A 20183-nucleotide genomic window follows, 5' to 3' on the forward strand; every position below is an offset into this window, starting at 1 on the left:
AGCTTGCAGCTGCTATTGATACAGGCAGTGTGGGATACTTGGGTGCATACGTCCAATGCATTATAATTATTATCTCAATGCTTAAAAAGTATGGCGTGACCATGCACTTGCGATGAACCTGAACAAGCTCAAACATGCGGTTGTACTGGCAGAGCAAGGTAATTTTGCCCGCGCGGCAGACAAGCTCAATCTCAGCCAGCCAGCATTAAGCCGCAGTATTTCTGGTCTGGAAGATGAACTGGGCATGCGCCTGTTTGACCGCGACCAGGCCGGTGCCACTGTGACGGCCGCTGGCCGCCAACTGGTCACACGTGCGCGCGATTTGCTGCATGCCGCGAATAGTCTGAAGCAAGAGATGACACAACTTCGCGATTGCGAAAGTGGCCAGATCAGCTTCGGGGCCGGGCCTTTCCCGGCGGGTAGCTTTCTGCCAGCGGTGCTGACGGAGTTGGCGGTCACTTACCCACGTATGCGCACGGTGCTGGAAGTGAATAACAGCGATACCCTGATGGAACACCTGCTGGCCGAGAAGCTGGAATTTTTCATCGCCGATACCCGCACCCTGAACCCCAACAAACGTGTCAAAACCAGACACCTGACGCGTCAGTTTGGCGGGTTGTATTGTCGTAGTGGGCACCCACTAATAGCAAGAGGCATGCTGAGCGTGCATGATCTGCAAAGCGCCAGCTATGCCAGTGTGTACCTGGCAGATATTTTCCTGCCATCCCTGCGCAAGGCGCTGGGGCTGGAACCGGGTCAGGATCTGCCGCTGGTGACCACCTGCGACAATATCCACGTCTTGAAACAGGTGGTCATGCATAGCGATGCCATCCTCTTATGCACCCATGCAGCGGTGGCAAAAGAGCTGGGAAATGGTGAGCTGGTCGAGTTGAAAGTGGATGGCTGGCAAGCCATTCATGCCGAAATAGGCGTGGTCAGCCTGGAACGGCGCAGCCTGTCACCGATGGCGGAATTGGTGTTGGCCAAAGTGGCGGAACATATAAAAGAGCCGTTGTTCTGATACACATCAAGCCAGCTTCATGGCAAAACACCATCTTTTTTAAAGTGTGCCACCTCCTGCAAGCGCGAGCAATGGTAAGCTAGAGGATGTATTCTATTTAGGACTTACGCAAAATTGCTCCAGCTGCGTTGCAGCTTCCTAGCCGTACTAAAGTACTGTCGTCGTCGCTGTCGGTGTAGTTGGGGTTTCAGACAACATGTTGTCTGCCAACGAAACGAACCTCCCGTGCAAGGGAGGTTTCCTAAAGTGATAAGCTTGCTGGAACAATTTTGCGTAAGTCCTGTTTTTAGCAGCATTCGTTTGACCATCCCAATACCCTCAGAGGTAAAACCAGGAGAATTCACATGCAAGACGTGGTAATCGTAGCTGCAGGCCGTACTGCAGTAGGTAAATTTGGCGGCTCTTTGGCAAAAACGGCTGCTTCCGAACTGGGCGCCCATGTCATCAAGGCCTTGCTGGCAAAGACCGGCATCAGTGGCGATCTGATCAATGAAGTCATCCTCGGTCAGGTGTTGACTGCTGGTGTTGGCCAGAATGCAGCGCGTCAGGCGGTCATCAAGGCGGGTTTGCCAGACATGGTGCCAGCCTTCACCATCAACAAGGTATGCGGCAGTGGTTTGAAAGCAACGCATCTGGCGGCGCAAGCCATCAAAGCCGGTGATGCCAACATCATCATCGCCGGTGGCCAGGAAAACATGAGTGCTTCCCCCCATGTATTGAACGGTTCCCGCGACGGTTTCCGCATGGGCGACGCCAAGCTGGTCGATACCATGATCGTCGACGGTCTGTGGGACGTGTATAACCAGTACCACATGGGTATCACTGCCGAAAACGTCGCCAAAAAATTTGGCGTCACCCGTGAAGAGCAAGACTTGTTTGCCCTGGCATCCCAAAACAAGGCAGAAGCTGCGCAAAAGGCCGGCAAGTTCAAGGATGAAATCATTCCTTTTGAACTGGTCAGCAAAAAAGGCACGACCGTATTTGACAGTGATGAATTCATCAAGCACGGCACCACGCTGGAATCGCTGGCTTCGCTGCGTCCGGCTTTCGACAAGAATGGCACGGTCACTGCCGGTAATGCATCCGGCCTGAACGATGGTGCTGCTGCTGTCATCATGATGTCCGCCAAAAAAGCGGACGAGCTGGGTTTGCCAGTGCTGGCCCGCATCAAAGCTTATTCTTCTGCCGGTATTGATCCAACCATCATGGGCATGGGACCAGTTCCCGCCGCCCAGTTGTGCCTGAAAAAAGCTGGCTGGACACATCAGGATCTGGACCTGATGGAAATCAATGAAGCCTTTGCAGCACAAGCCATCGGCGTCAATAAGGAAATGGGCTGGGATACCAGCAAGATCAATGTCAACGGTGGTGCGATTGCGATTGGTCACCCTATCGGCGCATCGGGTGCCCGCATCCTGGTCAGCCTGATCCATGAAATGATACGTCGCGATGCCAAAAAAGGCCTGGCGAGTTTGTGTATCGGTGGTGGCATGGGTGTGGCGCTGGCGATAGAGCGCTAAGCCAGGCTGCACTGCTTTCACTTATGAACCCCGCTGTATGTATTCAGCGGGGTTTTTTATCGCCTGGTAAAAGGAAGGTGGGCTTACTGTGTTGCTAGCCATGCATGACACGTGCTAGAGTCAGCCCGCTCCAGACCATGTCTGCCACTAACCGGGTTCATTAAAAAATGAAGAAAGTCGTTTTCCCTTTAGCCTGCCTGTCCTTGTTAATCTACGCAACACAGGCAGTTGCGGATGATACTGCCACGATAGCTGAACATATACGCCATGTAGAGAATGGCTTGCTGCCACAAGCCGTGATCAAGGGCAAGCCTGTGCAGCCCATGCGTTTATCCGATCGGATGGAAGCACTCAAGGTACCAGGCATCAGTATTGCACTCATCAATCACGGCAAAATTGAATGGGCGCGTGGCTACGGCTATGCCGACCTGGCCAGCAAACGGCCAGTGACTGTCGAAACCAGGTTCCAGGCCGCATCGATCAGTAAATCGGTGACAGCCATGGCGGCATTGGCTCTGGTTGAACGCGGCACGTTAAGTCTGGACGGGGATGTCAATCAGCAGTTGGTGTCATGGAAGCTGCCTGGCAGTGCCTATACTGCCCAACAGGCAGTCACTTTGCGCGGACTGTTAAGCCATACCGCCGGCGTGAATGTGCATGGTTTTCAGGGTTACGCATACAACCAAGACGTGCCAACTTTGCTGCAAATTCTGGACGGCAAAAAGCCGGCCAATTCAGCGGCTGTCAGAGTGACCGCTTTGCCTGGCAGTGCCTGGAGTTATTCTGGTGGCGGGTATTCCATAGTCCAGCTATTGATGACGGATACCACGCATGAAAGCTTTCCCGCCTTGATGAAAAAAACCGTGCTCGACAAGCTGGGCATGGAACACAGCAGCTTTGAGTTACCTGTACAGTGGCAGGCAATGACGGCTTCTACCTATGTGGCAGATGGCAAGCCTGTGCCTGGCAACTGGCACCGATATCCTGAACTGGCAGCAGCAGGCTTGTGGACCACGCCATCAGATCTGGCACGCTTTGTCATTGAGATACAGCAAAGCAGCGCAGGCACATCGAATAAAGTGCTGTCACAGAACATGACCAGGCAAATGCTGACGCGCAGCAAGCTCAGTGATTACGGTCTGGGCTTGTTTGTAGGGGCAGTCAAGGATGAACATGAGAGCTTTGGTCACTCTGGTGGCAACATGGGTATTCGCACCATGATGACTGCCTTCAACAGCACTGGCCAGGGCGCAACCCTGATGACGAATAGCGACAATGGCGCAGAACTGATACAGGAAGTTTTGCGTGCCATCTCGGTAGAATATGGCTGGACCGATTACCGGGTCATAGAAAAAGTGGCTGTCGCCGGCGATGCTGGAGAATATAAAAAATTTGCCGGTGAATATACCGTAGCCAGTTTTCCTGTTGTCGTCACAGCGGATGGTGATCGTCTGCACATCAAGGCTGACCCCCTGGGTGCTTTCCAGCAAGAGTTGTTCCCGGATGTCAACGGTAACTACTTTATGCTGAATAATGACGTTACTGTACATTTTGAAAAAGATGCCAGCGGTATTGTGACCGGCATGACCGTTCACGGAGAAAACAAATCAAGCGGCAAGAAGATCAAATGACGGCAAATCGAAGCCAGCTCAAGCGCAGGTCTTTGTAAAAAAATCCCGGGCCAATGATCCATGACCAATGAGCCCGGGATTTTTTTATGCAGGTATCTGTATCAGGGATCCACCTTACCCTGTCCCTGGACGAACAGGCATACCGGCGTTAGGAAATAAGACACATGTTAAAAGCACGTTCAATAAACCATATCAGAGCGATGATGATGATCAGTCCTGATCCCGCTTGCACGATGGCACGCTGATACAGCCAGTGGCGGCGCAGCAGGAAAGCCAGCGGCAGAAATCCTGCAACGATGGTCAACTGGCCAATTTCCACGCCCAGGTTAAAACCGACCAATGCCATGACCAGCGCCGATTGTAGCAAGCCAAGGTCAGCCAGTACACTGGCGAAACCAAAGCCATGGATCAGGCCGAAGCTGAACGCGACCAGCCAGCGCCGCCCCTGAAACATCCCGACAGTGCGCTGTATGGTCTCACTGGTGAACTGGCTGGGGAATACCTGCAAGCCATGGGTGTGGCAGCATGTTACACAGAAAAGGTGCCACGCCCGCACGCGATGGTGACCTGGCGCTGATACCGGGTTCCATGGGTGACGCAAGCTATCTGGTGCAGGGGCTGGGTAATCCTGACTGGTTATGGTCTTGCAGCCATGGTGCCGGCAGACGGGTACGGCGGCAGGATGTACGACGCCTGCGCCACGACAATGCAGAGGCAAGCTGGCAATGTGTGACCCTGCGAGAAGAACGTCGTATTGAAGAAGCACCGCAAGCCTATAAACCCATAGGCCCGGTCATAGAAGCGCAGGAAGAAGCCGGGCTGATCAGGGCAGCAGTCCGGCTAAGGCCGTGGGTTACGTTCAAGGCATAGACTCTGCGCGGGACTATGTTTAGAGCGCCGTATTTGAAGCTCAGTATTTAAAGCTCTATAAATCGCTGTCTGATTTCCCTGCGCAGTGCCTGGAATTCTGCCGTGTCTTCCATGTTCCCGCGCCAGGCCAGGCCGCGTCCTATCAGGTCATAGTGATACTTGATGCGGGCACCGGAAACCGGATGGCCGGCCGGCTCATGGTCGCGTCCCAATAGCCAGATGGTATCAGCCCGGACGACACACTCAGGTTCAACTGGAGGTGATCTCCGCTTTATAGGCAACTAGAAACGCGTCGGAAGCCACCTGATCGGCCAGTGCCCGCAAGCTTGCAGCTGATGCGGGGCCCAGAGCGACCTCTACCTGATCGTTTGCTACCGCCCAGCGCACCAATGCTTCGGAAAGCAGTGTCTTGCCAAGCGGGGTGAGAACGCCGTGTTTGGTCCGCCGGTCTTGGACGTCCTGACGCAGTTCAACAATTCCATCGCGGACCAGCGGTCTGAGCGCATGGGTCAGAGCCGAAAGTTGGATAGCAAGCCGGGTCGCCAGATCCTGCAACGTTGGTCCTTGTTGATCGGCACCCGTGAGCTTGTCTATTTCTGAGATGAGTGCGAGCTGCGTGGCTTTGAGGTCCAACGGTGCCAGTGCCTCGTCATACAGTTGCCCAAGTCTGCGCGCTGCAAGGCGCAGTGACGTGGCCGTGCAGACCCGTCCGACCAGGATTTCCTGCTCACTTGTGGCGGGCGAATCCGGACTGTTTTTCGTATCAATAAGATTTGAGGTCATACCCATAGTTTAAAAATTGTTGCGTGCTGCACCATCGGCAAGCCACTTGCTGTCAAGTTTACACTTTAGCCCTCAATTATATTGCACTTGAGTCGTTTTTTGTATTATGCTTGAGCCCTCAATTATATTACTTGAGCACTTAACCATAATAGAAGGCTATCAATGACAAATCCAAACTCTAAGAATGTCGCCCTTGTCACCGGGGCTTCCTCCGGTATCGGAGCCGTTTATGCGGATCGCCTCGCTGCGCGTGGATACGATCTCATTCTCGTCGCCCGGCGCGCTGATCGCCTGGAAGCCCTCTGCGCGCAACTCTCAAAGGCGCACGGTATCAAAGCCGAGGCAATCTCAGCCGATCTGACCAAAGACCAGGACCTGGCGCGGATTGAGACGCTTCTGGCCACCAATGGAGACGTGCGCGTCCTGGTGAACAACGCTGGCATTGCGCGACTGGGACCGGCTGCCCAAACGTCGGCGGACGACGCACAGTCCCAGATTGCCCTGAATATCACAGCGCTGACGCGCCTGACGCAAGCTGCGCTGCCCGCTTTCGTGGCGAGAAACCAGGGCCTGATCATCAATATCGCATCTGCCCTGGCTGTCCACTCGCTGCCGATCAGCGCCATCTATAGCGGTACCAAGGCCTTTGTCTTGCAATACAGTAGAGGGTTGCAGCAAGAACTTGCCGAAACCGGCGTAAAAGTTCAATTGGTCTTGCCCGCATCCACAGCCACTGAGCTCTGGGATCTGTCGGGCGTCCCGCTGGCGGCCCTCAACAAAAATACGCTGATGACGACCGAACACATGGTCGATGCAGCCCTCGCGGGCTTGGATCAGGGCGAAACCGTCACATGGCCATCGGTCGCCGATGCAACGCTGTGGGAGAAATACGACGCGGCCCGTTCCGAACTGTTCGCGAACACCCAAGCCGGAACGCCAGCTCCTCGTTACAAGATCGCTTGATTCCCGCTAACTGAGTGTCACTGCTCTTCTATTTTTCACCTTTTTCATTTTCCAAGGACAGTCCATGCTTTTCGAAGCCTTCTCACTGCGTTCCACCCAGCTCAACAATCGCGCCGTGATGTCGCCGCTGACGCGCAGCCGCGCAAGCGACAACAACACGCCCAACAGCTTGATGGCAGCTTATTATGCCCAGCGTGCAAGCGCCGGCCTCATCATTACGGAAGGAACCTCACCGTCACCCAATGGCTTGGGTTATGCCCGTATCCCCGGCCTGTTCAATGACGCCCAGGTGCAAGGCTGGAAGCTCGTGACCGACGCAGTGCATGCCAAGGGCGGCAAGATCGTCGTGCAGCTAATGCATACCGGCCGCGTGACCCACCAGGCCAACCTGCCGGCTGGCGCAGAAGTGCTGGGACCTTCACCGGAGACCTGCCCTGGCGAGATGTGGACCGATACCCAAGGCAGCCAGCCACACACGCCGCCGCGCGCCATGACCGAGGCCGACATCCAGGCCGTGATCGGCGAATACACAAAGGCCGCGCGCCTTGCCATCCAGGCCGGCTTTGACGGCATCGAGTTACACGCCGCCAACGGCTACTTTCTCGAGCAATTCCTGAATGCCAACATCAACCGCCGCACGGATGGTTACGGCGGCACGGCTGAAGGACGCAACCGCTTGGTGCTGGAGGTTGCCCGTGCGGCTGTGAAGGAGATTGGTGCTGAGCGAGTGGGCATCCGCTTGTCGCCCCATGGCGTGGTCAATGCTGCCGGCGCATACGAAGGCGTGGACGAACAGTACCTGGTGCTGGTCAAGCAACTCTCCGCGCTCGGCCTCATGTATGTTCACGTGCTGGACCATTCGGCGATGGGCGCGCCGCCTGTACCGGCCAAGCTGAAAGCCGATTTGAGGGCTGCGTTCGACGGCCCTTTCATTCTCGCCGGCGGGCAGGACAAAGTCAGCGCACAACAGGCGCTGAGCGAAGGTCGCGCGGACCTGGTAGCCATGGGCAGGCCTTTCATTGCCAACCCTGATCTGGTCGAGCGCATGCGCCAGGACGCGCCATTGAATGCGCCTGACCCGACCACGTTCTACACGCCCGGTGCCAAGGGCTACACCGACTATCCGACGCTCGCCAGTCAGGCATCAACCGTTCTCTGACTCTCAACCCACCTCAACCTCACGAATGACTAAAGGAACCAATATGACTTTCAACATGAATACTTTCAAAACCGCGCTCATGTCCATCGCGCTTGCGGCCACGGCCAGTCTCATGCCAGCTGGCGCCTCCGCCGCTACCAAGGGAAAGATCCTTGTAGTGATGTCGAGCGCCCATGAACTCGAACTCCGGGATGGCAAACAGTACAAAACGGGTTACTTCCTCAACGAGCTTGCTGTTCCACTGCGGATGCTGGTCGAAGCGGGGTACACGCCAGTGTTCGCCAATCCAAAAGGCGACACACCAGAAATGGATGCGAATTCGAACAACAAGAATTATTTCGGAGGAAACGATGTGAAGCGCGAAGACGCACTTTCTTTCGTAGCGAAGTTCGATTCGTTGAAGAAGCCCAAAACCTTGGCATCGGTTGCCACAGAAGGCGCCAGTGGCTATGCAGCGGTGTTCATTCCGGGCGGCCACGCACCGATGCAAGACTTGCTGAAGGACCAGTCGCTCGGCACCATCCTGAAGAACTTCCACGCGGCCGCGAAGCCTACAGCGATCATTTGCCACGGACCGATCGCTCTTTTGGCCACCCTACCTGAGGCAGCCAAGTTTCAGTCTGCCCTCATCGCTGGCGATACCGCTACGGTCAAGAGCCTGTCGCAGGGATGGACGTATGCGGGTTACAAGCTGAGTGTCTTTGCAACATCCGAAGAAAAGCAGATAGAAGGTAACGCGCAACTCGGTGGTCAGGTCCTCTTCTATCCGGACGCAGCTTTGACCGCAGCCGGCGCCATTGTTCAGAATGCTGCAGATTGGCAAGCCAACGTCGTAGTTGACCGGGAATTGATCACCGGCCAACAGCCCCTGTCGACCGATGTCTTCGGCCAGGCTTTGATGGCGAAGTTGGCCGCACAAGCTAAATAAAGGGAGTGAACCTGTGCTGGCCAGCACAGGTTCTGCCGCACTTCGCACAAAAAAAAGCGGCTGAAAACTGATCCGCACGCGATCCAGTTCATAGTCACAGCCTTCTTTGCACTCGTGAAGGTGGGACATGTATTACCGCTGATCGAGTTACCTTAATAGCGCGATGCACATCGCAGAAAACCGCCAGAATGATCACACGAGACTTCCACTACTACGAGCCCTCCAAGGGCCATGGGCTGAGTCATAACCCACTGAATGCGCTAATCGCCCCACGTCCAATCGGCTGGATATCGACGCGGGACGCGCAGGGGCGAGTCAATCTGGCTCCCTACAGTTTTTTCAACGCGTTCAACTACGATCCGCCCATCATCGGGTTCTCTTCGATCACCTGGAAGGACAGTGTGCAGAACGCATCCGAAACACGCGAGTTCGTCTGGAATTTGGTGACACGAGAGTTGGGCGACCAGATGAACCAGACTGCCACTCCACTTGCGCATGGCGAGGACGAGTTCTCCTTCGCAGGCCTCACAGCCATGCCGGGTCGTGTGGTCAATGTACCCCGCGTGGGGGAAAGCCGTGCCGCGATGGAGTGCAAGGTCATCGATATCGTCCAGTTTCGAAACACGGATGGCGAGAAGGTGAACAGCTGGCTGGTCCTCGGCGAGGTGGTGGCCGTGCACATCGACAAATTACTCTTGAAGGACGGCGTGTACCAGACCGCGCAAGCCTATCCGATCTTACGTTCCGGGGGCTTGAACGACTACGTTCAGGTCTTACCTGAGAACGTCTTCCAGGTTTCCCGGCCTGCAGGTGCCAGCGACACGGCTGCTCACGGCAAGGAATAGCGGCTTTTCGCTATTGGGCTGGCCGCGACCCAACTGAGGCCGAGCGCCTGGCGCGCTTGAAACCGGCCGGGGAAGCTGTGGGGACGAAGGTGTTCTTTCGGTGGCCGGCATCAAGTCCGACATGCCGCTCCATGCATAGCAATATTTGCAATTGCAGCAAATTTGTTTATACTTAACACTTTCCTCTTGGCGCTGCTGCTAGAGGTACAAATGCCCCGAATCGCCGGAGGCGCACCTGTACTTCAAATTTTGGTAGCCGTCATGACTTCTATTCTCCGTTCCTCACCTCCGTCTTTTTCCCGTCTCCAATCGGCGCTACAAAGACAGGGCATCCATGTTGAACATGCCAATGGCATATTTCAACTCCACAATGTACATGCGCAGGCTTCAGTGTTGCTGCCAGACTCGCTTCCGCTGGAAGAAAAGGCGGTCAGGCAATTGCTGGCTTTTGCTGCAGTCAAATCTCCGGATAACAGTCATGGGGTTTGCAAGGCCTGTGCTACACCGGATTTCCATCCCGGCAGCATTGCGCCGGTAGGCTCCATCGTCGCCACCGATGCCGACTTCGTGATTCCGGCCGCCATCGGTACAGATATCAATTGCGGCATGCGCTTGTTGACGACAGGTTTCAACCTGACACAGGCCAGCCTGCATAAAGATGCGTTGATCCGCCAATTGCAAAGAGTCTTGCTGGAAAATGCCAGGGATGTCCCCGCACATGCCCAGGCTTTTGCCGCACTGTGCGATGCCGGCCCGGCAGCTTTTCTGGATAGCTTGCCAGATAGCGGCATCTGGGCAGCGGCAGACCGGGACAGGTTGCAGCAAGAACTTGCTGCCTGCATAGGTCTGCATGAATTTGGCGGTGCAAGCCGCTATGCGCCCGAAGCCTGGTTTAATCGCAACGGCATAATGCGCGACCCCAGTCTGGGGACCACCGGCGGAGGCAATCACTTTGTTGAATTGCAGATAGTTGACGCTGTATTCGACCGCCATCTGGCTTATCGCGCGGGTCTGGCAAAAGACGATATGGTGGTCATGATACATAGTGGCTCGCGCGATGTCGGCTTCTATGTCGGCCAGCGCTGGATGGACAGGGCCAGATCAGAATGGCCAGCCGGTTTGAAACATCCCGACAGTGCGTTGTATGGTCTCAGTGGTGAACTGGCAGGGGAATACCTGCACGCCATGGGTGTGGCAGCACGCTATGCCTGGGCCAATCGCATGGTGCTGGCTGAACTGGTCAGGCAACAGTTGCAAGCCGTGCTGGGTGAGGCCAGGTCGAAACTGATCGTGGATGTCCCGCATAACGTTATCTTGCGTGAACATGGCATGAACATACACAGAAAAGGTGCCACACCCGCACGCGATGGTGACCTGGCGCTGATACCGGGCTCCATGGGCGACGCCAGTTACCTGGTGCAGGGGCTGGGTAATCCTGACTGGTTATGGTCTTGCAGCCATGGTGCCGGCAGGCGGGTCCGGCGGCAAGATGTACGACGCATGCGTCACGACAATGCAGAAGCAAGCTGGCAATGTGTGACCCTGCGAGAAGAACGTCGCATCGAAGAAGCACCGCAAGCCTATAAACCCATAGGCCCGGTCATAGAAGCGCAGGAAGAAGCCGGGCTGATCAGGGCAGCAGTCAGGCTCAGGCCGTGGATCACGTTTAAGGCATAGACCAGGGCAGTGCCCTTTTTAAAGCTCTGTAAAACGCTGCCTGATTTCCCTGCGCAATTCCTGGAATTCAGCAGTGTCTTCCATATTCCTGCGCCAGGCCAGGCCGCGTTCTATCAAGTCGTAGTGGTACTTGATACGTGCTCCTGAAACAGGATTGCCGGCCTGGTCAAAATCGCGCCCCAACAGCCAGATGGTATCGGCAATGGCAATCGATGCATCAATATCATGGCTGACGACGATGATGGTATTGAGTTCATCCAGGGTCGATATCTTGAGTATGGTGTCGCAGACCTTGGCCTTGGCCAGTGGATCAAGGCCGGAAAAAGGCTCATCCATCAGCAGGAAGTGATCACTGCATAAGGATTGCTGGGCGATGGCAATACGCTGACGCTGCCCGCCAGACAGGGCGGCAGGGTAGCAATGGGCCTTGTCTGCCAGGTCAAATTCTTCCAGCAGGGCGATGACTTTTGCTTGTGCCTGAGCATGGTCGGCGATTTTGCGTTTGGCCGCCACCAGCAAATTGCCAAGTACCGTGCGGTGCGCCAGCAAAGGGTAATGCTGTGCGACCACACCTACTTCGCCGGGTGTGACCGGGGTTTTCTTGCCGTTCAGGTAGACCCCGCCTGAACTGGGTTTTTGCAAGCCGGCGATGCAGCGGAACAATTGCGTCTTGCCTATGCCGGATGGACCCAGCAGGCAGACTACCTGACCTTGCTCCACACCGTCGCGTGTCAGGTTGTCGATATGGGCACTGACATTGGTCAGCACTGGTTGGCCATAGCTGACGCATAGCTGTTCTATGCTCAATAGCCGTTCACCCACCTGATAGGGCAAGGGCGCTGGCTGGGTAGGTAAAGTGGTCATCGCGGTATTCATGCTGCATTCTCGTTATGTGTGTATTTAGCTTGTTCTGGTGTAAGGGCAGAGTGTCAGTCTCAATCGAGCCAACAGGTAATCTTGCGCCACGCCATACGACAGGATGCTGATCTGTATGGCGAATACGCCGCTGAGTTGAAAGTAACGGTTCTGGTTCAATAGCAGCGCGCCGATGCCGCCTTCCGAGCGGGTCAGGCCTTCCACCATAGTCAGCAAGGTCCAGCCTATGGCGGCGTTTTGCCTGACCAGGTCAAGCAGGGTATCGGCCTTGCCGAGTATCACCAGTTCATAGGTGATGCGCCAGTTGCGCATGCCCAGGGTCTGGCAGTGGTCGATGGCATCTTGCGGTATGGCCTGTACTTCCGCCATCAGGGCGGTCACCATCATGACACTGGTACCAAAGGTCAGCAGGGTCAGCTTCAATTCATAGCCGTCACTGGTCAGCAGCATGAACAGATAACTGAGGCCGGCAAAACCAAGAAAGCGCAACACCGACGCAAAGCGTGCCAGCGGCAGGAAGATGGGGGCGGTACTGGCCGCCGCGATCAGCAGCGCTATGCCGGTTGACATCAGCAGGGACAGCAGCAAGACCTTGACGCTGGCCCACAATTCCAGCAACAAGCCTTGTTCATTGAACAGCTTGAGCCAGGCCAGGCCGATTTCTGTCGGGGATGGCAATACCCTGGTGCTGTGCAGACTCCACAAGGTGAACGCAATAATCAACTGCACCAGCAGCAAGCTGCGTGCCGCATGGAAGGGTGAGTACGGCAGGAAGATATTTTGTATGCCTGGATGCAAGCGTAGGGACATGATGATCGATTCTGTAGCCAAAACTTATCGAAAAAGGGTGGTGCAGTGGGATGTTCCGCTGCACCACCTCGTTACTCAACTGATGTATTTCTGGAATATTCAGCCCAAACAGTTTGCTTATTCATTGCTGGTCTTGATCAGCGCGACTTCTACCCGGCGGTTATGGGCACGGCCTTCGGCAGTGCTGTTATCCGCCACAGGCTGGCTGTCACCAAAGGCGCGCACGCGGATGCGTCCTTCCGGGAATTCAGATGCTGCATTCGCTTGCAACCAGCTACGTACTGCGTCCGCACGTTTTCTCGACAAGATCAGGTTGGCGTCGGCGCTGCCAGCCTTATCGGTATGGCCATTGATTTGTATCGCCAGGCCGGACACAGCAACCTGATTCAGCAAAGCTTCCAGCGTTTCCGTCGCCGCTGGTTTAAAGCTGGCCTTGCCGGTTTCAAATTCAATCGCCCAGCCACGTTTGGCAAAGGTGGATACGGCGGGTGCATTCTGATCAAAACGTGGCGTGTCTGCACGGGCTGTCATACTCTTCGCACGGGCTGCCAAGGCCTGCAGATAACTGGTGTTGACCACCTTGTCGTAGCTGATGATTTCTGGCATGTCGGCCGGGTAGTATTGTTTTGCAATGCCACCAAAGACGTTATAGACACGCTGGTACAAATTATCATTGCCGTTCAGGCCAAACAGGAACAGGTTGTCCGCCAGGTTGCTGGAGGTCGAACCGCCCAGGCGTATGTCCAGGCCTTTACGGTCTTTCTCTACCACACCCTTGTAGTACTTCATCCACCATTGTGCATTTTCTTCTTTGGCGACTTTGGCAACCACCGCGCTGGCTTTCAGCAATTCCGTGTCGTTGCTGCGAATGGCGTCGGTGGCTTCAAATGCGGCAGCCAGCATGTTTTTGACATACTCAGGGTTTTGCGCCATCCATTGGCGGTTACCAATGATGGTGGCTGGCATCTGCCACATGTATTCACGGGTGGAAGCAACGGCAGCCAGGCCACCAACTTCGCGCGCCACCTTGACATCACCTGGGGTCCAGGTGGCGGTACCGTTCTGGCAAACTTTACGGCGTTCACTGGTGGTCTTGCCATTCCGTATCACCGGGCGAGTTTCGCAAGCACCCTGGTTGGCGGCAGCGATCAGTTTTTCATCCGATTCGGCAAATGAAGCGACACTGACAAAATTGATCGCATCCGGGTCATAGGTTTTAACGTCAGGATTGACCGGGATTTTATTGTCGGCCGCATACTTCATGCAGATGTTCCAGTCGCCATCGCGCAAGACGGCACCAATCAGTGCGCCGCGTGCCTTTTGCGGATCAGTAGCGACTTCGGCTGGCAACATGCATTTGTCTTCCCCGCGTGAATAGCCAAGTGAAGCTATCACTTCAATCTGCTGGCCAAGTTTGCTCATGCTTTCCTGCGCCGCAGCGAAATAGCCGGGACCACCGTCACCCATGATGACGACAAAGGCAGCGCCTTTGCCCGGGTAAGCCACGCCTTTGGCAACTTCACCGGCAAAGATGGCTTGTTCGGCGATCATTTGTGCATAGTCGTCCTGACGTTCCAGTTGCAGGTGGACGCCGTGTTTATCCATCAGGCTGCCGCGTGCGGTTGTCGCATCACCGTTGGCATAATGGATGGATGCTTCGGCATTCCATGGCAAGACCAGCATGCGTGCCTGGTAGTCAAGCGTGGACGGTGCCAGCGTAAATGCGGCAGCAATGCTGTTTTGGCCTTGTGCATTGGCCTGGACCGGGATTTCCATCGCCGTCGGTACGGCTGTTTTTACGCTCCAGAATTTCAGGCCATTGCTGCTTTTTACATAGGTATTCAAGCCGTAGATGCCGGCACCGACAACGGTGGCAATCAGCAACAGACGGGGTAAGGGCTTAAGCATGTTTTTCTCCTTGTGTATGCTTGTTTACTCGTTACGTTACGTTTCACTTCACTTCATTTGCATCAGGCATCAGATGCATGAGGCTTCCAAATCATTTGTGGTCAAACCAGTTTTTCTGTGCACTGCCATCCGCTGGCGTATTACCGGGCGTGGTGGATGCATCAGTCTTGCTGGTCGTGACTGTGTTACCGGCATAGCTGCCTTCTATCATCAGGCGCTTCTGGTCTGCGCCCAGCAGGATGGAGTCGCCACGTTTTTCCCATTCCTCTATCATCTTCATGGCGCTTGCTTCATACATACCGTTTTGCAAATCGATGGTGCTGACAAAAGAATCCGACATGCGTACAAAGTCTTCGATCTCACCTATTTTCATTGCATAGTCATTGGCCAGGTATTCATTCGCCATATCAAACATGGCACGTGCGTCGGGGTCGCCATTGATGATGCTGCGCGCTGATTTAATGGCGGAGTAGGCAGCATCCGTCATTTTTTTACGACGCTGCTTGACGTCAATCTCGCGCTTGATGTCCTTGATCAGGAACAGCGAAATTTCCTGGTATTTCACCAGCACCGCATACAGCAACTGCATCTTGGTCAGCAAATCCTGATAGGTGATATTGGCTTCCTGCATGCGACCGGCCTGGCGTGATTCTTCTGCAATCACGATGGTCTTGCCGGCCTTGCTGGCTTCTTTCACCATCATCAAAGACTTGTTGCGTATGCTTTCATTGCTGCGTATTTCTTCCTGGCAGGCGCGTATCATTCCAGCCAGGCTGGCGATGCGGCCATTCATGTTGCCTAGTTTTTTCTCCAGCTCAGACACATAGGTCTGCATGATGCCTATCGGGTCAATTTCGACGAACAGACGGGTAATCGCCCGCATAGCATTTTGGTACAGGTAAGAACCCAGCCGCCAGAAACGCCTGTCGGTCGCGACATAGGCAAAGGCGATGGCCGTTACACCCAGCACGCCTGCATACAAAGTGTTTTCCAGCAGTGTGATAATTTTAGGCAGACATGCATACAAGACATAACCGACACCAGCTATCGCACTGACGGCAACGATTTGCCCGGTCACGCCTTCTGGTTTTTCCCAGAAAGACTTGGGCTTGAAATTGGAGGGGACTCCAGGTATATGTTCACTCATGATTGTTCTCTTGGTTTTTTAAATAAAGCGTTGTACTACCCGCTTCAGACATTGTTGGCTTAGGTGGCTGAAGTGGATGAGGTGGCAAGGTGCTGGCCAATACGCAACTGATCTGCCTCCAGTCTGGCCTTGACGGTGTTTGCCGCCAGGGTAAAGTCTTGTACGGTTTTTTCTATCGCTTTCTTTCGCATATCGGCTTCACGTTCCAACTCGGCTGCACGCAGCTGTTTACGTTCCAGGTCTTCCTGTACTTTGCTGATGCGTTGTTCGGTCTCGTTGCGCAATTGTTCTATCTGTTGCCTGCCTTGCGTGATGGCACTACCGAGTGCCTTGACTTCTTGCAGGCGGGCATGGATTTCAGCTTCTTCAGCAGCATGTGACTGACTGGAAAAACGGCTTTGCTCTGCCACCAGCACATCCATATGGGTGGTAATGGCTTGCATCACCTGTTCCACCGTGCGCTGCTGGGTTTTCCTGAGTACAGCAAAGGCAGAGCGATAACGGGTTGCTTCATCCAGGGGCAATTCTGCCAATGCAGCGATGGCTTCGGCCAGGGCTGAATACGCGGTTGGCCTTTCCATCACCAGGGCAAATAATTCTTTGCTCATTCCTGTTTCAGGAAGCTCGCTGGCATGTTGCGTAGCGGCTCTGGTGACAGTGAGCATGGCGGGGTTTTCTGCTGCAGCCTCTGCATTGACCATAGTTGATTGGCGAATGCTGCGCATTGAGACATCGTCTTGCCAGACCAGGTCTTTTGCGCTGTGAAAAAGGCGTGTTGCCAGGCCGGTTTTGGTGTCGTTCATTGTTTTCTCCATGACTGAATTGCGATGAAGACAGCTTAGCAATGAAGGCGTAAATGCTGCGTAACGAGTTTGAAAACCGGCGTAAACATAAAGTAAACATGCCGTGGTAATTGATGCGGGAATTTACCGTTGCTGTTATCGTGCACCAGACGAATACTCACACTGCGCTATCAGATCAATCAGATCAATCTGGTTTATACTCACTTCGATGAACGCGAACACACATTCGGCCATGCCGGAATCTCAGGGCAGCTTGCGTATTTACTTTGGTGCCGTGAATGGTGTCGGTAAGACCTATGCCATGCTCAACGCTGCCCGTCAGCAATTGGCACTGGGGCGAAAAACCCTGATCCATCTGTCCGTGAATCAGCCAACTGACGTAGTGGCTTTGCAGGCTGAACTGCAGTCATTGGCCGGTCCGGGTTGCATGCTGTTGCGTCATGGTGAATTCGACCTGGCCGCTGCGCTCGACTTCCAGCCTGAACTTTTGCTCTTGGATGAACTGGCACATTTGAATATGACTGATGATAGCCATGTCATGCGGAACGACACCCGCTGGCAAGACGTGCGCGATATGCTGGCAGCGGGAACGGATGTGTACACCACAGTCAATGTACAAGACCTGGAAGGACTACATGGCGCAGTCAGCGCGATTACCAAGGTGGCCCGGACCCAGAACCAAACCCGGATCCAGACCATACCGGACAGCGTCTTTGACAATGCCGATGAAGTGATTTTGCTGGATGTCCCTGTCGATGAATTGATTGCACGTTTTGAACATGGACAATTGCGGCGCGCAGGTGTTGAGGCCAGCGAACCCTGGTATCGCAAAGGCCATTTGATGGCTTTGCGCAATCTGGCAATACGCCGCAATGCCGACCGCATCAAAGGAGAAGGGCAAGTCAGCAAACCAGACCCGGCAGCACGTAAGCGGCAAAGCACAGGCCGTGTGGAATATTTCATGCCGGTGGCCAGAACGCTGACGCGCCAGCCTTATCTGCGTGCGACAGCGATCAGTTTGTTGACAGTGCTGGTGGTCTGGCCCTGGCAATCCTATATAGAGCCTGCCAATATTGCCCTGATCCTGTTATTTTTTGTGATGGCCGTGGCGATGCGCATGGGGCGTGGCCCGGCTTTGCTAGCCAGTGTACTGACTACCTTGTGTTTTGATTTCTTTTTTGTCGAGCCACGTTTTTCTTTCTGGATCAATGACTGGCAATATGCACTGACGATGGTGCTGATCCTGCTGTTGGGTGGCATGGCCGCCAAGCTCATTGCGGATGTCAGCACGCAAAGCCGGGTGGCCGAATACCGGGCCTTGCGGGCAAGCGCCATCAATGAATTTGCGCGTGCCCTGTCAGCCGCGTTGCAGACGGAGCAGATCAGCGACATTTGCCGCAATTTCATAGAAGATGCTTTTCAGGCCAGGGCCAGCCTGCTATTGCCGAACGCTGATGGGCGCTTGCAGTATCCAGCCGAGTTTGGACCGGAATATGGCAACGCCCTGAATATGAGTGCATTGGATATGCAAACGGCACAAACCGCATTTGAGCGTACAGAATTAATCTGCCCCGAAGCAGGCGGCAGCATATGGTATCTGCCGCTGGTGGCACCCATGCGCACCCGTGGTGTACTGGTGGTGCAGGCAGGCGACAGCAAATGGATGCACATCATTGAGCAACGCAAACATCTGGACACCTTTGCTACGCTGGCGGCGATTGCGCTGGAACGGGTGCACTATGTCGAAGTGGCGCAAGATGCCTTGGTGACGATGGAATCAGAGCGCTTGCGCAATTCCTTGTTGTCTGCCTTGTCGCATGATTTGCGTACACCACTGACTTCGCTGGTCGGTTTGTCTGAAACCCTGTCACTGACCAAGCCGGATTTGAGCAGTCAGCAACATGAACTGGCCTTGGCCTTGCGTGATGAAGCTCTGCGCATGAGTCGTCTGGTGAATAATCTGCTCGACATGGCGCGTATAGAAAGTGGCCAGGTGCGCTTGAATTTGCAATGGCAAGCGATACAGGAAGTGATAGGCAGTGCAGTCCGTGCCTGCAAGTTTTCATTGAGCAGGCATCAGATACAGGTCAGCATGGGGAATGCCATCCCGCTGGTGCGGTATGATGCCTTGCTGCTGGAAAGAGTACTGTGCAATTTGCTGGAAAATGCCGGCAAATACACAGCGCCCGGCAGCATGATTACCATCGCCGCCGAGCGTCGCGATGATATGTTGCTGGTCAGTGTGTCGGATAATGGTCCTGGCTTGCCTACCGGTAAAGAGGAAGCTATTTTTGAAAAATTTACCCGTGGTGAACGCGAATCGGCACAGCCTGGCATGGGTTTGGGTCTGTCCATCTGTCGCGCGGTGATAGCAGCCCACGGTGGTAAGATAGGTGCGCGCCCGGCCAGCCAGGGCGGTGCCTGTTTCGAGTTTCAGCTGGCACTCGGCAACCAGCAGGACATCAGCGCGCTGGATGAATTGGATGAGATGGAAATGGAATGAGCAGCTCCAGTTTTAGAATGGAATACCCATGAGTGAACCTTGCAATATCGCCCTGCTGGTGGAAGACGAACCACAGATACGACGCTTCGTCAGGATGTCGCTGGAAGCCGAGGGCTGGCAGGTATTCATGGCCGAGACCATGATGCGTGGCCTGATCGATGCCGGTACACGCAAACCCAATCTCATCGTCCTTGATCTTGGTCTGCCTGATGGCGACGGCCTCGATTTCATTCGTGATATTCGCAAATGGTCGCAGGTACCGGTGATAGTGCTGTCGGCCCGTGATGATGAAAACATCAAGGTCAAGGCGCTGGATGCGGGGGCAGATGATTATCTGACCAAGCCTTTTGGAGTGGCGGAACTGATGGCCAGGGTCAGGGTGGCAATGCGCCGCCAGCGTCCTAGCGAGGGGGATGGCCTGATGCAGTTTGGCGATATCAAGATAGACTTGAAAGCCAAGCTGGTCAGCAAGGCCGGGCAAGTTGTGCACTTGACGCCGACAGAATATCGCTTGCTGGCAGTATTGGCGGCTAATCCGGGCCGGGTGGTCAGCAATCCACAATTATTGCGTGAAGTGTGGGGGCCATCGAATGCAGAGAATGGCCATTACTTACGGATTTTCATGGGGCGTCTGCGGCAAAAACTGGAAGATGAACCGAATTTGCCCGTGTATTTATTGACGGAGACGGCGGTAGGTTATCGCCTGCTGACTACGGTTTAGCATAAAAAAATCCCCGCA

18 protein-coding genes and 1 pseudogene are annotated in these 20183 nt (G+C 54.7%); 11 read left to right on the top strand and 8 right to left on the bottom strand.

Translation table 11 applies throughout. The features are described 5' to 3' along the window. Positions 1-112: 112 nt before the first annotated feature. The 3 genes from ACO0LM_RS12775 to ACO0LM_RS12785 all read left to right on the top strand — a co-directional run bounded on the left by ACO0LM_RS12775 (position 113) and on the right by ACO0LM_RS12785 (position 4172). Complete coding sequence (locus ACO0LM_RS12775; RefSeq protein WP_423037626.1) at positions 113-1021, top strand: LysR family transcriptional regulator; 909 nt, start codon at positions 113-115, stop codon at positions 1019-1021. Positions 1022-1365: 344 nt separating this feature from the next. Beyond that, positions 1366-2541 (top strand): acetyl-CoA C-acetyltransferase, encoded by a 1176-nt coding sequence (locus tag ACO0LM_RS12780; protein ID WP_423037628.1) that lies wholly within the window; start codon positions 1366-1368, stop codon positions 2539-2541. Between the two features lie 167 nt (positions 2542-2708). After that, a complete protein-coding gene (locus ACO0LM_RS12785; protein WP_423037630.1) occupies positions 2709-4172 on the top strand; it encodes a serine hydrolase in 1464 nt (487 codons plus the stop codon). Between the two features lie 148 nt (positions 4173-4320). Here ACO0LM_RS12785 and ACO0LM_RS12790 read toward each other — a convergent pair whose 3' ends face one another. Then, positions 4321-4626 (bottom strand): HupE/UreJ family protein, encoded by a 306-nt coding sequence (locus tag ACO0LM_RS12790; protein WP_423037632.1) that lies wholly within the window; start codon positions 4624-4626, stop codon positions 4321-4323. Here ACO0LM_RS12790 and ACO0LM_RS12795 point away from each other — a divergent pair. Continuing rightward, positions 4576-5042: pseudogene (locus tag ACO0LM_RS12795) on the top strand (RtcB family protein); the annotation flags it as partial. The gene ACO0LM_RS12790 and the pseudogene ACO0LM_RS12795 sit on opposite strands and share 51 nt — an antisense overlap. A 47-nt stretch (positions 5043-5089) precedes the next feature. Here ACO0LM_RS12795 and ACO0LM_RS12800 read toward each other — a convergent pair. Beyond that, positions 5090-5254: a hypothetical protein gene (locus tag ACO0LM_RS12800; protein WP_423037634.1), complete on the bottom strand. Its 165-nt coding sequence runs from the start codon at positions 5252-5254 to the stop codon at positions 5090-5092. A gap of 37 nt (positions 5255-5291) precedes the next feature. Further along, positions 5292-5825 carry a MarR family winged helix-turn-helix transcriptional regulator gene (locus ACO0LM_RS12805; RefSeq protein WP_423037636.1) on the bottom strand — a complete coding sequence of 178 codons (534 nt, stop codon included), beginning with the start codon at positions 5823-5825 and terminating at the stop codon, positions 5292-5294. Between the two features lie 162 nt (positions 5826-5987). On the opposite strand from ACO0LM_RS12805, the gene ACO0LM_RS12810 reads away from it, so the two are divergent. The 5 genes from ACO0LM_RS12810 to ACO0LM_RS12830 all read left to right on the top strand — a co-directional run bounded on the left by ACO0LM_RS12810 (position 5988) and on the right by ACO0LM_RS12830 (position 11397). Beyond that, positions 5988-6788, top strand: coding sequence for an SDR family NAD(P)-dependent oxidoreductase (locus ACO0LM_RS12810; protein ID WP_423037638.1), 801 nt, complete (start codon positions 5988-5990; stop codon positions 6786-6788). Positions 6789-6852: 64 nt separating this feature from the next. Beyond that, complete coding sequence (locus ACO0LM_RS12815) at positions 6853-7947, top strand: alkene reductase (RefSeq protein WP_423037640.1); 1095 nt, start codon at positions 6853-6855, stop codon at positions 7945-7947. A 43-nt stretch (positions 7948-7990) separates the two neighbouring features. Next, positions 7991-8875, top strand: a complete 885-nt coding sequence (locus ACO0LM_RS12820) for a type 1 glutamine amidotransferase domain-containing protein (RefSeq protein ID WP_423037642.1) — start codon at positions 7991-7993, stop codon at positions 8873-8875. A gap of 188 nt (positions 8876-9063) precedes the next feature. Further along, the gene (locus ACO0LM_RS12825) at positions 9064-9720 is read left to right on the top strand and encodes a flavin reductase family protein (RefSeq protein WP_423037644.1); all 657 of its coding nucleotides are present in this window, start codon (positions 9064-9066) and stop codon (positions 9718-9720) included. Between the two features lie 261 nt (positions 9721-9981). After that, positions 9982-11397, top strand: a complete 1416-nt coding sequence (locus ACO0LM_RS12830) for an RtcB family protein (protein WP_423037646.1) — start codon at positions 9982-9984, stop codon at positions 11395-11397. An 18-nt stretch (positions 11398-11415) separates the two neighbouring features. Here the strand turns inward: ACO0LM_RS12830 and ACO0LM_RS12835 are convergent, their stop codons facing one another. The 5 genes from ACO0LM_RS12835 to ACO0LM_RS12855 form a co-directional block, all read right to left on the bottom strand. Then, the gene (locus ACO0LM_RS12835) at positions 11416-12273 is read right to left on the bottom strand and encodes an ABC transporter ATP-binding protein (protein WP_423037648.1); all 858 of its coding nucleotides are present in this window, start codon (positions 12271-12273) and stop codon (positions 11416-11418) included. 24 nt (positions 12274-12297) lie between these two features. Further along, positions 12298-13083, bottom strand: coding sequence for an ABC transporter permease (locus ACO0LM_RS12840; protein WP_423037650.1), 786 nt, complete (start codon positions 13081-13083; stop codon positions 12298-12300). Between the two features lie 117 nt (positions 13084-13200). Next, positions 13201-14991 (bottom strand): OmpA family protein, encoded by a 1791-nt coding sequence (locus ACO0LM_RS12845; protein WP_423037652.1) that lies wholly within the window; start codon positions 14989-14991, stop codon positions 13201-13203. 91 nt (positions 14992-15082) lie between these two features. Further along, entirely contained in the window at positions 15083-16138 is a 1056-nt protein-coding gene (locus ACO0LM_RS12850) for a hypothetical protein (protein ID WP_423037654.1), read from the bottom strand. Between the two features lie 59 nt (positions 16139-16197). After that, positions 16198-16941 carry a hypothetical protein gene (locus tag ACO0LM_RS12855; protein WP_423037656.1) on the bottom strand — a complete coding sequence of 248 codons (744 nt, stop codon included), beginning with the start codon at positions 16939-16941 and terminating at the stop codon, positions 16198-16200. 208 nt (positions 16942-17149) lie between these two features. On the opposite strand from ACO0LM_RS12855, the gene ACO0LM_RS12860 reads away from it, so the two are divergent. Together ACO0LM_RS12860 and kdpE are read left to right on the top strand one after the other, a co-directional pair. Beyond that, a complete protein-coding gene (locus ACO0LM_RS12860; protein ID WP_423037658.1) occupies positions 17150-19444 on the top strand; it encodes an ATP-binding protein in 2295 nt (764 codons plus the stop codon). Between the two features lie 28 nt (positions 19445-19472). Continuing rightward, entirely contained in the window at positions 19473-20165 is a 693-nt protein-coding gene (kdpE, locus tag ACO0LM_RS12865) for a two-component system response regulator KdpE (RefSeq protein ID WP_423037660.1), read from the top strand. Positions 20166-20183: the final 18 nt, after the last annotated feature.

It is taken from the genome of Undibacterium sp. Di26W, from assembly GCF_049340265.1.
Lineage (GTDB): Bacteria > Pseudomonadota > Gammaproteobacteria > Burkholderiales > Burkholderiaceae_D > Undibacterium.